The sequence below is a fragment of the Bacillus sp. GbtcB10 genome, assembly GCF_019091365.1.
GTDB classification, from domain to species: domain Bacteria; phylum Bacillota; class Bacilli; order Bacillales; family Bacillaceae; genus Bacillus; species Bacillus altitudinis.
Genome location: NZ_JAGXJP010000001.1, coordinates 665,583 through 678,772 on the forward strand (window position 1 = coordinate 665,583; position 13,190 = coordinate 678,772).

The following is a 13,190-nucleotide window of genomic DNA, read 5'->3' on the forward strand; positions in this document are numbered from 1 at the left end:
ATATGACATGAGCAACGAACATATCGTGTGGCATGATTCATCTATTACTAAAAAAGAATATCAACAGAAAAACAACCATACAAGCGGGATCATTTGGCTGACAGGTCTAAGCGGTTCAGGTAAATCGACGATCGCCAACGCAGCGGCTCGAGAGCTCTTTGAACAGGGGTACCAAGTGACAGTCCTTGACGGCGATAACGTACGCCATGGACTCAATAAAGACTTAGGCTTTTCAGATGACGACAGAAAAGAGAACATTCGGCGCATCGGTGAAGTGGCGAAATTATTTGTTGAGCAAGGAACGATTGTCATTACTGCTTTTATTTCACCATTTCAAGAAGACCGCCAAATCGTAAGACAGTTAGTCGAAGACGGAGAATTTCACGAAGTGTTTGTGAAATGTGATCTGAACGTGTGTGAAGAGCGTGATCCAAAGGGATTATATAAAAAAGCAAGAAACGGCGAAATTCCATTTTTCACGGGAATCGATTCACCATACGAAGAGCCAGCTGCGCCTGAGCTTGTTCTAGATACAGGTGAATTATCACGCGAGGAGTCAAAACAGCGGCTTGTTGAATATGTAAAAGGTAAAACGAAATAATCGCCTGATGGCAGGGGGAGAAAGCAAGATGGGGAAAGTATACATTGTTGGTGCCGGACCGGGTGATCCAGACTTAATTACGCTAAAGGCCCATAAGGCAATACAGCAGGCAGATGTCATTTTATATGATCGTCTTGTCAATCAAGAGATTCTTGCCCATGCCAAACCGGAGGCGGAGTTGATCTATTGCGGCAAACTGCCGAATCATCATACGATGAGACAGGAAGCGATTAATGAAGCGCTTGTTGCTTATGCGAAGGAAGGGAACATAGTCGTTCGTCTAAAAGGCGGTGATCCCTTTGTATTTGGCCGCGGCGGTGAAGAAATCGAATGCTTAGCTGAGCACGGTATTCCGTATGAAGTTGTCCCAGGGATTACTTCTGGCATTGCAGCCGCTGCTTATGCAGGCATTCCAGTCACGCACCGAGAATTCAGCTCAAATGTTGCGTTTGTAACAGGGCATTATCAAAAGGATGAACATTTTGAAGAAAAGTGGGAAGCGCTGGCGACGGGGATTGATACCCTTGTCATTTACATGGGCGTCAAAAACGTGGAAAGAGTCCAGCGGCTGCTTTTGAAAAATGGGCGGAATCCTGAAACCCCAGCTGCGTTTATTCACTGGGGAACGACCACAAGGCAAAACACGACTTGCTGCACGGTGGCGACACTATCTGAAACGGTTGAAAAAGAAGGGATCGAGCATCCGAGTTTAATCGTAGTAGGAGATGTCGTTCACTTTCATCAAAAGTTGAACTGGTTTGAACCAGCACTGATTGAGAAATGAGAACAAAGGTGAAAAGACACGTGTGGACATCGTGTCTTTTCGTCTGAATAAAACTAGGGTTGCAAGGAGGAGTCAAATGAAACAAGCTGTCCTTTATGTTGGGCATGGAAGCAGGGTAAAAGAAGCACAGGATAAAGCCATTTCTTTTATGAAAAGCTGTATGCCGTTAGTGGAAGCAGATATACAAGAAATTTGTTTTTTAGAGTTGACGGACCCTTCAATCGAAGAAGGGTTTGAGACTTGCGTACAAAAAGGAGCAACCCACATTGCGATCGTCCCGCTCCTCCTTTTAACTGCCATGCATGCCAAATCAGATATTCCAGATGAGATTGTGAAAGTACAAAAACGTTTCCCACAAGTGAAAGTGACATATGGAAGACCTATAGGCGTGAACCAAGAAGTCACGAAAGCGGTTATCGCAAGGATTGAAGAAGCTGGATACAAGGGAGAGCACGCAAAAATTCTCTTAATTGGCCGCGGAAGCTCTGATCCAGATGTAAAGCGGGATGTGTTTGGCATTGCAGATGATGTCCGAAGCATGTTGCCTTGTGCAGAGGTTTTTCCGTGTTTTATTACAGCGTGTGAACCGAATTATCGTGACGTCTTAGCACAGTTAACAGTAGATGACGATACGCCTGTCTATCTCGTGCCTTATCTTTTATTTACCGGCATTTTAATGAAAGAGATTGAGAGTGAAGCGAATCAGGCGAGAGAGCGGCTGCGAGATGTCCGTGTCTGCCGATATATTGGGTTTCATCCCCATGTAAAAGCAGCTTATATTGAACGTGTGCAGGAAACCATCTTAAACAAAGAGGATGCGTTTCGTTTTCAAGGAGAAAGCCATGCTTCCAGTTCATCTTGATCTAACCAATAAACACGTGCTAATTGCCGGCGGTGGAAGGATTGCGGCTAGAAGGACGAGTGCGCTATGCATGGAGCCATGCAGCATAACCATTGTGAGCCCTGACATTTGTGATGAAATGGCGAATCTCATTGAGACATATCAGCTGACTTGGAAAAAAAAGAAAGTGGATGCGGAAGATGTAAAGGATGCATTTTTAATTGTTGCTGCTACAGATGATCCTTCAGTAAACGAGTGGATGACGCAATCAGCGCTTCCTCATCAGCTCGTCAACTGTGTGAGCCAGTCAGAGCTAGGCAATGTGATTGTGCCAAAGGTTGTAAGGGCAGGAAAAGTGACAATCTCCATATCTACGAGTGGTGCAAGCCCAGCCCGCACTAAACAGCTGGCTGCGGCCATTGAGACCTTGCTTGAACAAGAGGATGTAGATGCACTGGATGAGCTCTATATAGAAAGAAAAAAAAGACAAAGAAAAAGCCGATAAAATCTCATCTAAAGATTTAATCGGCTCTTTTTTATTTTCTCAGCTTTAGGACAACATCCTCATCAGGCGTCACAAATAATGTTTGCTGTTGATCATATGTGACAAAGCCCGGTTTTGCTCCGTTTGGTTTTTTCACATGCCGGATTTTCGTATAATCGACAGGGACGGAGCTTGATTCTTTTGCCTTCGAGAAGTAGGCAGCAATTTGTGCCGCTTCAAGCAAGGTTTGTTCATCAGGCGCTTTGTGACGAATGACAACATGTGATCCAGGAATATCCTTTGTGTGCAGCCAAATGTCATCACGAGCTGCCGCCTTTGTGGTCAAATATTCGTTTTGCTTGTTGTTTTTTCCAATGAGAATCGGAACACCTTGAGAGGATTCATATGCTTCAAGCTGAATGGCCGATGGTTTTTTCTTTTTGGCATTGCGTTTTTGTTTGGGACGCAAATATTTTCCTTCCACCAGTTCTTCTCTTATTTCCTCTAAATCTTTTGGTGAGGCAGAGGACAGCTGCTGGATCAGCTCGTCAAAATAAACAATTTCTTCATGCGTTCGCTTGATTTGTTCATTTACGGCCTCTACTGCATTTTTTGCCTTTTGGTATTTTGTAAAATACGCTTGCGCATTTTCAGAAGGGGTTTTGTTTGTTTTGAGCGGGATCGTGATCTCTCCGCCATCTTCATCATAATAATTGATAACTGTCGCTTCTTTATCCCCTTTTTTAATCGCATATATATTGGCAGTAAGCAATTCACCATAAAGCTGGTACTTGTGCGCATTTTGAGATTCTTCAAGTGTTCTTGTTAGTTTTTTCAGCTTGTTTTCATTTTTCTTTTTTTCATTCACAACAAAACGTTCAAGATCAGCCGCCTGCTGTTTGACTCTGTCTCTTTCAGCTTTTCCGAAATAAAAGCGGTCAAGTAGCTCACTAAGAGAATCAAATGTCTTCATGTCACCATGGACGTGCTGAAGTTCTAATAAATAAAAATACTCTTTCCCGTCTTTTCTCGTGAGCTGAGGGGTAAAAGAATGCGCCTGAATGAGCTGAAACATCTTGAGCAATGTACTTGGAATCGTTTCCTGATTGGCAAGACCGGCCCTGTGGACAGCTTCCTTAGCAAACAGCGGAGAAACCCCAGAGAATGTATCGACAATTTGATTGGCGATTTTCCCTTCTTGAAAACGTAAATGCTTTAAAATATCTTCCTTCGTCACGTCAAAAGGATTCAGCTTTTGCTGTGCCGGCGGCAGAAGATATTGATGTCCGGGTAGCACCGTTCGATAGCTGTTCACAGATGGAGAAAGGTGTTTCAGTCCGTCAATGATCTGCTCCGTTTCGTCCTCCACGAGAATTAAGTTGCTGTGCCGGCCCATAATTTCAATATACAGCTTACGGGTTTGTTCATCGCCAATTTCATTTCGGCTTCGCACGTGCAGCACGATCACCCGATCTAACCCAATTTGTTCAAAACGTTCAATGAACCCACCCTCAAGATGTTTTCTGAGAAGCATACAAAACATTGGCGGTTCGCTCGGATTATCATCATGGTGCTCAGTGAGCTGTACTCTTGCATAGCTCGGGTGAGCGGATAAAAGCAGCTTATGATTCTTCCCCTTTGACCGGATATGAAAAATCAGCTCATGCTTGTATGGCTGATGTATTTTCGAAATTCTTCCGCCAGTTAATGTTTCTTGCAATTCATTAGTCATACCGTATGTAAAAATGCCGTCAAATGACATGTTGGATACACCCTCTTCTTTCACACAAATCTACTGAAAGAACCTTACGTTTTCTCGTTCTTTAGGCAGTCTTATTATTATAGCATGATTTAGGACGAGTCTGAATAAACTGGCTTATAGAACACTGCATAAGAGAGAGAACAAAAGAGGAGTGGACGAGGTCAAATGAATTGGCATGAACTGAACCAAACCGATTTATTAAAAACAATGAATACATCGATAGGTGACGGACTGTCAGAAAAAGATGTGCAAAAGCGGCTTGAAAAGCATGGGCCAAATGAATTACAGGAAGGGAAAAAGGCGTCGGCGTTCGTTATTTTTTTAGCGCAATTTAAAGACTTTATGGTGTTAATCCTGCTTGCGGCAACGATTATTTCTGCCTTTTTAGGTGAATATATTGATGCTGTGGCGATTGTGGCGATTGTGCTGATAAATGGTGTGCTTGGCTTTTATCAGGAACGCCGTGCGGAAAAGTCCCTCCAAGCACTAAAGGAATTATCAACGCCGCATGTCTATGCAAGGAGAAACAATGAATGGGTCAAGATCCCGTCCAAGCACCTCGTGCCGGGAGATATTGTGAAGTTTTCAAGCGGGGACCGAATTGGGGCAGATATCAGATTACTAGAAACAAAGAGTTTGGAAATCGAAGAATCTGCCCTCACTGGAGAGTCCATCCCAGCGGTCAAACATGCGAGTCCGCTCTCACGAGATCATGTCTCGCTTGGAGATTTGACGAACATGGCCTTTATGGGGACGCTTGTCACAAGAGGAAGCGGTGTAGGGGTTGTCATTGGTACAGGGATGAATACGGCGATGGGACAAATTGCCGGTATGCTTGATTCAGCAGGTAATATGGAAACACCGCTGCAAAGACGCCTTGAGCAGCTGGGGAAAATTTTAATTGTGGCTGCATTATTTTTAACTGTGCTTGTGGTTGTTCTTGGTGTGGTGCAAGGTCATGATTTGTATCATATGTTCTTAGCGGGTGTATCTCTCGCTGTTGCTGCGATTCCAGAAGGACTGCCGGCGATCGTCACTGTCGCACTTTCCCTAGGTGTGCAGCGGATGATTAAACAAAAATCCATTGTCAGAAAGCTGCCGGCTGTGGAAACACTTGGCTGTGCCTCGATTATTTGCTCAGATAAAACAGGCACAATGACACAAAATAAAATGACAGTGACACATGTATGGGCAGAGGGGAAAACGTGGAATATTTCTGGCACTGGGTACGAGCCGTCAGGTGATTTTACCTTAAACGGAGAACTTGTCCATGTAGACAAACATCCAAGCCTGCAAAAGGTGCTATTATACGGAGCACTTTGTAATACATCGACCATCGTTGAAAAAGACGGCGAGATGAGACTTGATGGCGATCCGACAGAAGGAGCACTTCTAACCGCTGCGCGTAAAGCGGGTTTTACAGAGCAATTCATCGAAGCGGGATTTCGTGTGGTGGAGGAATTCCCTTTTGACTCTGAAAGAAAAATGATGTCAGTCGTCGTGGAAACGAATCAGAAGGAGCGGTATGTCATTGCCAAAGGGGCGCCAGATGTGCTGATGAACCGTTCAAGTCATATGATGCACGGCGGACGCACCGCATCATTTTCAAAGGCCCACCGGCAAGAAACAGAAGCTGCCATTCAAGGTTTAGCAAGACAAGCGCTTAGAACCATTGCGATTGCATATAAAAAAGTAAGCCTGACAGAAAAAATCACATCTGTTCAGCAGGCAGAAACTGGCCTCACATTTATCGGTCTAGAGGGCATGATTGATCCACCTCGTCCTGAAGTGAGACGAGCGATTAAAGAATGCCGGGATGCTGGCATTAAAACAGTAATGATTACAGGCGATCACGTAGAAACGGCTAAAGCGATCGCTAAAGATTTAAGTCTCTTACCGAAGCAAGGAAAGGTGCTTGATGGAAAAGCTCTGGATCAGCTAAGCGACAAAGAGCTGGAGCAAACAGCAGAAGATGTGTACGTCTTTGCCCGTGTATCACCTGAGCATAAACTGAGAATTGTGAAGGCCTATCAAAAAAATGGCCATATTGTCGCGATGACAGGTGATGGGGTGAATGATGCGCCAGCGATTAAACAAGCGGATATCGGCATATCCATGGGGATTACCGGAACAGACGTTGCCAAAGAAGCTTCTTCTCTTATTTTGCTTGATGACAACTTTGCGACCATTAAATCCGCTATTAAAGAGGGCCGGAATATTTATGAAAACATTCGCAAATTTGTCCGCTATTTGCTGGCATCGAATGTGGGAGAGATTTTGGTCATGCTGTTTGCGATGCTTCTTGCGCTTCCATTGCCTCTCGTTCCAATTCAAATTTTGTGGGTAAACCTTGTCACAGACGGCTTGCCGGCTATGGCACTTGGAATGGATAAACCAGAAGGCGATGTCATGAAGAGAAAGCCGCGCAACATGAAAGAGGGGATTTTTGCAAGAGGGCTTGGTTGGAAGGTCATATCAAGAGGGTTTCTGATCGGGATTGCCACTTTGTTAGCCTTTATGTTTGTGTATCACCGTGATCCGAACAATCTTCAATATGCGCAGACGGTTGCATTCAGCACACTCGTTTTGGCGCAGCTCATTCATGTGTTTGACTGCCGCAGTGAACGGTCTATTTTTGAACGCAATCCATTCGGGAATATGTACTTGATCGGCGCCGTTGTGTCTTCCCTTCTGCTGATGCTTGTGGTCATTTATTATCCGCCGCTTCAGCCGATTTTCAAAACGGTGGCAGTCGCACCAGTCGATTGGCTTCTGATCATCGGTATGTCTGCATTGCCAACTTTTTTACTGGCAGGATCACTTTTGACAAGAAAAAAATAATTGGTTATGGTATAATTTTGAGGTAATAGTGTCTGCTATTACCTTTTTCATTTTATTAATATGAAAGAATTGGGTGTTTTCACATGATACGCAGTATGACGGGATTCGGCCAAGCGAGTAAAACGGATGGTGAACTGACAGTGTCAGTTGAGCTAAAATCGGTCAATCACCGTTTTAAAGAGGTTCATGCCCGTTTGCCGAGGCCGCTTTTATATTTCGAAGATACATTAAAAAAAATCATTCTTCGTCACGTGCAGCGCGGTCGAATTGAGCTGTTTGTTACGATTGAAGGCGGTAAACTTGCAAGCCGGTCTTTACAGATTGACTGGCCGCTGCTTGATGAATATATGAAAGCCGCAAAAGACCTTGAGGACCGCTATCATATTTCAGGTATTCAGCATGCACATGACTTACTGAAGCTGGAACAGGCTGTTCAGGTGGAAGAGTCAGTCAGCCGAAATGAGCAGCTGGAGCATTTGTTGATAGACACTTGTGAAGAAGCTGTCAAGGAGCTTTGCTTCATGAGAGAGCAGGAGGGAACATCACTTCAAAAAGACTGTGAACTCAGGCTGTCTGAACTCGAGGCATTTACAGAAGAAATCGAAGTGTTTGCACCAGAGGTTGTGAGTCAGTACAAAGAACGATTGAATCAAAGATTGCAAGAATGGATCGGAGAGGCGCTTGAAGAGAGCAGGCTGACCACAGAGGCGGCCATCTTTGCGGATCGCTGTGACATTACAGAAGAGATTACCAGGCTGAAAAGTCATTTTCAGCAGTTCCAGCAAATTTTGACGCAAGGCGGCGCTGCCGGACGAAAGCTTGACTTTCTTGTACAGGAGCTCAACCGTGAAGTGAACACGATTGGATCAAAAGCAAACCATCACCATTTAACAAAGCTCGTGGTTGAAATGAAAAGCGCTATTGAAAAAATAAAAGAACAAGTGCAAAATATAGAATAGTCATTGTGTATGCTGTTTACAGTGCGTCTCTTTCGGCGAGACTAGAGACGTTTATATTACAGGGGGACGAAAGAAGATGACCATAAAGTTGATCAATATCGGATTTGGAAACATCATTTCAGCGAATCGGATGATTTCGATCGTCAGTCCGGAATCAGCACCGATTAAACGAATGATACAAGACGCAAGAGATCGAGGCATGCTCATTGATGCGACATACGGAAGAAGAACCCGTGCTGTTGTCATTATGGACAGTGACCATGTCATCTTATCTGCCGTTCAGCCTGAGACTGTCGCGCAAAGACTTTCTGTAAAAGAAGAAATCATAGATGAAGGGCAGGGGTAATACGCCATTATGAAAGAAAGAGGACTTTTAATCGTTCTCTCTGGACCTTCGGGAGTTGGAAAAGGAACGGTCAGACAAGCCATTTTCTCCCAGGAAGATACGAAATTTGAATACTCTATTTCTGTGACAACCCGCAAACCGCGTGAAGGTGAAAGAAATGGTGTTGATTATTTCTTTAAAACCAGGGAAGAATTTGAACATATGATTGAAAACAAAAAGCTGTTAGAATGGGCAGAATATGTCGGGAATTACTACGGCACGCCTGTTGACTATGTAGAACAAACATTGAGCGAAGGAAAAGATGTTTTCCTTGAAATCGAAGTGCAAGGTGCACTTCAAGTAAGAGAAGCATTCCCGGAAGGTCTCTTTATTTTCCTTGCACCGCCAAGTCTTTCAGAACTTCAAAACCGCATTATTACACGCGGGACAGAATCTGAGGATCTCATCCGTAACCGAATGGCTGCTGCAAAAGAAGAAATTGAAATGATGGATGCTTATGACTATGTCGTTGAAAACGACGATGTCGAGCTTGCATGTGAAAGAATTAAAGCGATCGTCCTTGCAGAGCACCTGCGAAGAGACAGAGTCGCACCAAGATATAAAAAAATGCTGGGGGTAGAATAAACCATGTTAGATCCTTCAATTGACTCATTGATGAACAAACTTGACTCAAAATATACACTTGTCACAGTGTCTGCACGCCGTGCACGTGAAATGCAAATCCATCAAGATCAACAAATCGAAAACACAAAATCCTATAAATTTGTAGGGAAAGCTCTTGAAGAAATCGATGCTGGTCTTTTGACATTTGAAAAAGAAGAGCAAGAATAACATCGCTTCTGCCATGCAGATACGATACGTTCAAAAAAGTCAAAACTATGATTGGTTTTGACTTTTTTGAATTGTAGACGAATTTGTGAAAAAGGCCGTTAAGGGGGACAAACAAATGTTACAGTCAAAAAATATTTTGCTCGGCGTCAGCGGAGGAATCGCCGTATATAAAGCAGCTGCACTCACTAGTAAACTCGTACAGGCAGGCGCAAACGTAAGAGTGATTATGACAGAATCTGCCCGTGAGTTTGTGTCTCCGCTCACCTTTCAAGCCCTATCTCGGCATGAGGTGTATGTGGATACATTTAAAGAAAACAATCCAAAAGTCATTGCGCATATTGATGTAGCTGACTGGGCCGATCTCATTCTTGTTGCCCCTGCAACAGCACATACCATTGGTAAAATGGCCGCAGGACTTGCTGATGATATGCTCACAACGACCTTGCTTGCTTCAACAGCTCCTGTATGGGTTGCACCGGCTATGAATGTGCACATGTATGACCATCCAGCTGTCAAGCGGAACATCCGCACTTTATATGAAGACGGCTACCGGTTTATAGAGCCAAGTGAAGGCTATTTAGCATGCGGCTACATTGGAAAAGGACGCTTAGAGGAGCCTGAAAAAATTGTTGAACACATCCGTGCGTTTTTTGATGAGCAAGCCAGTTTGCCGCTTTCAGGTAAAAAAGTCGTGGTCACAGCTGGCCCTACACGAGAAGTGATCGACCCTGTTCGTTTTCTTTCAAATCGATCTTCTGGGAAAATGGGCTATGCCATTGCAGAAGCTGCCGAGCAAATGGGGGCTGATGTCACGCTCATTTCAGGACCTGTTTCGTTAACTGCGCCTGAGCATGTGGATGTGGTGCAAGTGGAATCGGCTGAGGAGATGTATCAAGCAGCGTTAGATGTATACGAGACAGCAGATATAGTGATTAAATCAGCAGCCGTTGCTGATTATACGCCTGTCACGACGTATTCTCATAAAATGAAAAAACAAGACGGTGAACTAGCGGTTGAATTTAAGCGGACGAAAGATATTTTAAAAGAGCTTGGGAAAAGAAAAGAACATCAGGTGCTAGTCGGCTTTGCAGCTGAGACGCAGGATGTAGAATACTATGCGAAAAAGAAAATCGAATCCAAGCACTTAGATATGATTGTCGCGAACAATGTTGCAGCAGAGGGCGCAGGCTTTGGCACAGATACGAATGTCGCAGCATTGATCAAAGCAGACGGAACAAAAAAAGAGCTGCCAATGATGAGTAAAAAAGACCTTGCCTTTGAAATCTTACAGGAGGCAAAACAGCTGCTGCCAAAAGAGCGTGATCGAGCATGATTGCTGAAGTGATCGTCGATGTCACAACGAAAGCCATTGACAGGCCATTTGACTATCGTGTGCCAGACCGCTTTAAAGGCCTTGTCAAGGCTGGTATGAGGGTAGTGGTTCCTTTTGGCCCAAGGAAGATTCAAGGGTTTGTGACAAAAATCAAAGAAGAAACAGACGTACAGTCAGGAAACATCAAGGACATTGTCGATTTATTTGATTTATCTCCTGTTCTGACAGATGAGCTATTGGAGCTTTCCCACTGGCTGACGGAAAAAACATTGTCCTATCATATTACGGCGCTTCAATCGATGCTTCCAGCAGCGATGAAAGCAAAATATGAAAAAGAAATTCAGGTGTTATCAGCTGAGGAACTTCCGCAGTCATTGAAAGAGCTTTTCGGTCAGCAAGAGAGCATCCTTTACGCTGACATTCCGCCTGAACAGCTGAAGCCTATTCAAAAGCATGTCCAAAAAGGCCATCTAGAAGTCAGATATCACGTCTCACAAAAATCCGGAAAGAAAAAGGTGCGGACACTTCAGATAGCAGTTACGAAAGAAAAACTTGAAGAAAAGCAGGAACAGTTAAAGAAAAATGCGGTGAAACAGAAGGCGCTGCTTGCCTTTTTACTTCAAACGAATGAAACGACGTTTTTAGCAAAAGATTTGCAGCAGCAAACAGGTGCTAGTTCTCAAACGATAAAAGCCTTGATTCAAGAAGGTCTGTTAACAGAAAGCTATGAAGAGATTTATCGAGATCCTTATCGGGATAGGGAGTTTACACCGTCTACTCCTCTTGATCTCACAGCAGAGCAAGCAGAAGCGGCAAAACCCATTCATCAAGCAGTGAGCGATGACAAACATGAAACGTTTTTACTGCACGGAGTCACAGGAAGCGGTAAAACCGAAATTTATTTACAGACGATTGATCATGTCCTCCAAAAGGGAAAAGAAGCGATCGTCCTAGTTCCTGAAATTTCATTAACGCCTCAAATGGTCCAGCGTTTTAAAGAGCGCTTCGGGTCCAATGTGGCTGTTCTTCATAGCGGCTTATCGACTGGGGAAAAATACGATGAATGGCGGAAAATCCACCGCAAGGAAGTCAAGCTTGTCGTTGGCGCAAGATCAGCGGTTTTTGCCCCGTTTGAGAATCTAGGAATGATCATTATAGATGAAGAACATGAATCTTCTTATAAACAAGAGGAAATGCCTCGTTATCATGCAAAAGATGTGGCCATTGAACGAGCAGGGCGGCACCAATGTCCGGTTGTATTGGGCAGTGCAACGCCTTCACTTGAGTCATATGCGCGTGCGAAAAAGGGTGTGTATACACTGCTGACGCTCAAACGGCGCGTCAATCAGCAGCAGCTGCCGCACGTTTCGTTAATTGATATGAGAGAAGAATTAAGAAACGGCAACCGCTCCATGTTCTCAGAAGAATTAATGCTCAGGTTAAAAGAAGTACTTGAAAGGAAAGAGCAGGCAGTTTTATTTCTCAATAAAAGAGGTTATTCATCCTTTGTGATGTGCCGTGATTGCGGATATGTGGAACAATGTCCACATTGTGAGATTTCTCTTACTTATCACCGCTTTCAAAAACGGCTGAAGTGCCATTACTGCGGTCACGAAGCTCCTGTACCTGCAGAATGTCCAGAATGCCATAGTGAGCATATTCGCTATTTTGGTACAGGCACGCAGCGTGTGGAAGAAGAGCTGACGAAGGTATTGCCAGAAGCAAGGGTCATCCGAATGGATGTAGATACAACCTCTCGGAAAGGTGCGCACGAAAAGCTTCTCACGTCCTTTGGCAACAAAGAAGCGGATATACTGCTTGGGACGCAAATGATTGCAAAAGGATTAGACTTCCCAGATGTTACACTTGTCGGTGTCCTTAGTGCGGATACGTCTCTTCACATCCCTGATTTTCGTTCAAGTGAAAAAACGTTTCAGCTTCTCACGCAAGTAAGCGGACGGGCGGGACGTCATGAAAAAGCGGGGTCAGTCATTATTCAATCATATACACCTTCGCATTATAGTATTGAATTAACCAAACAGCATGATTATGAAGCCTTTTATGAGCAGGAGATGCTGCACCGTCGTCATCAGTCCTATCCGCCATTTTATTTTTTGGCGATGGTGACTGTATCACATGAAGAAGTGACAAAGGCAGCGCATGTCACAGACAAAATTGTTCAGTTCCTGAAAATGAATTGTGCACCGAATACAAGAATTCTCGGTCCTGCTGCTTCTCCGATCGCTAAGATCAAAGATAGATATCGATATCAATGCGTGATAAAATACAAAAGGGAAAATGAACTGGCAAGTTTATTACGAAAAATACAAGATCATTATCAAAAAGAAATGGAACAAAAACAGTTGATGATATCAATCGATATGAATCCATATATGATGATGTAAAAC

At 43.9% G+C, this 13,190-nt stretch carries 12 protein-coding genes; 11 read left to right on the forward strand and 1 reads right to left on the reverse strand.

The genetic code is table 11. The features are described 5' to 3' along the window. The first annotated feature begins 7 nt into the window (after window positions 1–7). The 4 genes from cysC to KVT11_RS03640 all read left to right on the forward strand — a co-directional run bounded on the left by cysC (window position 8) and on the right by KVT11_RS03640 (window position 2,731). Window positions 8–601 carry an adenylyl-sulfate kinase gene (gene cysC / locus KVT11_RS03625; RefSeq protein ID WP_007499696.1) on the forward strand — a complete coding sequence of 198 codons (594 nt, stop codon included), beginning with the start codon at window positions 8–10 and terminating at the stop codon, window positions 599–601. Window positions 602–629: 28 nt separating this feature from the next. Then, a complete protein-coding gene (gene cobA / locus KVT11_RS03630; protein ID WP_050827248.1) occupies window positions 630–1,385 on the forward strand; it encodes a uroporphyrinogen-III C-methyltransferase in 756 nt (251 codons plus the stop codon). 76 nt (window positions 1,386–1,461) lie between these two features. Further along, window positions 1,462–2,247, forward strand: a complete 786-nt coding sequence (locus KVT11_RS03635) for a sirohydrochlorin chelatase (protein ID WP_017367214.1) — start codon at window positions 1,462–1,464, stop codon at window positions 2,245–2,247. Next, the gene (locus tag KVT11_RS03640; RefSeq protein ID WP_039166748.1) at window positions 2,228–2,731 is read left to right on the forward strand and encodes a precorrin-2 dehydrogenase/sirohydrochlorin ferrochelatase family protein; all 504 of its coding nucleotides are present in this window, start codon (window positions 2,228–2,230) and stop codon (window positions 2,729–2,731) included. Before KVT11_RS03635 ends, KVT11_RS03640 begins: the two co-directional genes overlap by 20 nt. Window positions 2,732–2,762: 31 nt before the next feature. Here the strand turns inward: KVT11_RS03640 and KVT11_RS03645 are convergent, their stop codons facing one another. Next, window positions 2,763–4,472 carry an Rqc2 family fibronectin-binding protein gene (locus KVT11_RS03645; protein WP_217608977.1) on the reverse strand — a complete coding sequence of 570 codons (1,710 nt, stop codon included), beginning with the start codon at window positions 4,470–4,472 and terminating at the stop codon, window positions 2,763–2,765. A gap of 165 nt (window positions 4,473–4,637) precedes the next feature. On the opposite strand from KVT11_RS03645, the gene KVT11_RS03650 reads away from it, so the two are divergent. From KVT11_RS03650 to priA, 7 genes are all read left to right on the forward strand, one after another. Then, a complete protein-coding gene (locus KVT11_RS03650; protein WP_007499684.1) occupies window positions 4,638–7,313 on the forward strand; it encodes a calcium-translocating P-type ATPase, SERCA-type in 2,676 nt (891 codons plus the stop codon). A gap of 83 nt (window positions 7,314–7,396) precedes the next feature. Then, complete coding sequence (locus KVT11_RS03655) at window positions 7,397–8,272, forward strand: YicC/YloC family endoribonuclease (protein WP_074042029.1); 876 nt, start codon at window positions 7,397–7,399, stop codon at window positions 8,270–8,272. 76 nt (window positions 8,273–8,348) lie between these two features. After that, on the forward strand, window positions 8,349–8,618 hold the full coding sequence (gene remA / locus KVT11_RS03660) for an extracellular matrix/biofilm regulator RemA (protein WP_008344898.1): 270 nt from the start codon (window positions 8,349–8,351) through the stop codon (window positions 8,616–8,618). 9 nt (window positions 8,619–8,627) lie between these two features. Further along, on the forward strand, window positions 8,628–9,242 hold the full coding sequence (gene gmk, locus KVT11_RS03665; protein ID WP_007499680.1) for a guanylate kinase: 615 nt from the start codon (window positions 8,628–8,630) through the stop codon (window positions 9,240–9,242). A gap of 3 nt (window positions 9,243–9,245) precedes the next feature. Next, the gene (gene rpoZ, locus KVT11_RS03670; RefSeq protein WP_008344896.1) at window positions 9,246–9,449 is read left to right on the forward strand and encodes a DNA-directed RNA polymerase subunit omega; all 204 of its coding nucleotides are present in this window, start codon (window positions 9,246–9,248) and stop codon (window positions 9,447–9,449) included. Window positions 9,450–9,564: 115 nt separating this feature from the next. Next, a complete protein-coding gene (gene coaBC, locus KVT11_RS03675) occupies window positions 9,565–10,782 on the forward strand; it encodes a bifunctional phosphopantothenoylcysteine decarboxylase/phosphopantothenate--cysteine ligase CoaBC (RefSeq protein WP_116306845.1) in 1,218 nt (405 codons plus the stop codon). After that, complete coding sequence (gene priA / locus KVT11_RS03680) at window positions 10,779–13,187, forward strand: primosomal protein N' (RefSeq protein ID WP_017359338.1); 2,409 nt, start codon at window positions 10,779–10,781, stop codon at window positions 13,185–13,187. The genes coaBC and priA overlap by 4 nt, the downstream gene beginning before the upstream one ends. The last annotated feature ends 3 nt before the right edge of the window (window positions 13,188–13,190 follow it).

Excerpts from the sequence above, each read along its gene's own strand:
- cysC (WP_007499696.1), top strand. The coding sequence starts at position 8 with ATGAGCAACGAACATATCGTGTGGCATGATTCATCTATTACTAAAAAA.
- cobA (WP_050827248.1), top strand. The coding sequence starts at position 630 with ATGGGGAAAGTATACATTGTTGGTGCCGGACCGGGTGATCCAGACTTA.
- KVT11_RS03635 (WP_017367214.1), top strand. The coding sequence starts at position 1,462 with ATGAAACAAGCTGTCCTTTATGTTGGGCATGGAAGCAGGGTAAAAGAA.
- KVT11_RS03640 (WP_039166748.1), top strand. The coding sequence starts at position 2,228 with ATGCTTCCAGTTCATCTTGATCTAACCAATAAACACGTGCTAATTGCC.
- KVT11_RS03645 (WP_217608977.1), bottom strand. The coding sequence starts at position 4,472 with ATGTCATTTGACGGCATTTTTACATACGGTATGACTAATGAATTGCAA.
- KVT11_RS03650 (WP_007499684.1), top strand. The coding sequence starts at position 4,638 with ATGAATTGGCATGAACTGAACCAAACCGATTTATTAAAAACAATGAAT.
- KVT11_RS03655 (WP_074042029.1), top strand. The coding sequence starts at position 7,397 with ATGATACGCAGTATGACGGGATTCGGCCAAGCGAGTAAAACGGATGGT.
- remA (WP_008344898.1), top strand. The coding sequence starts at position 8,349 with ATGACCATAAAGTTGATCAATATCGGATTTGGAAACATCATTTCAGCG.
- gmk (WP_007499680.1), top strand. The coding sequence starts at position 8,628 with ATGAAAGAAAGAGGACTTTTAATCGTTCTCTCTGGACCTTCGGGAGTT.
- rpoZ (WP_008344896.1), top strand. The coding sequence starts at position 9,246 with ATGTTAGATCCTTCAATTGACTCATTGATGAACAAACTTGACTCAAAA.
- coaBC (WP_116306845.1), top strand. The coding sequence starts at position 9,565 with ATGTTACAGTCAAAAAATATTTTGCTCGGCGTCAGCGGAGGAATCGCC.
- priA (WP_017359338.1), top strand. The coding sequence starts at position 10,779 with ATGATTGCTGAAGTGATCGTCGATGTCACAACGAAAGCCATTGACAGG.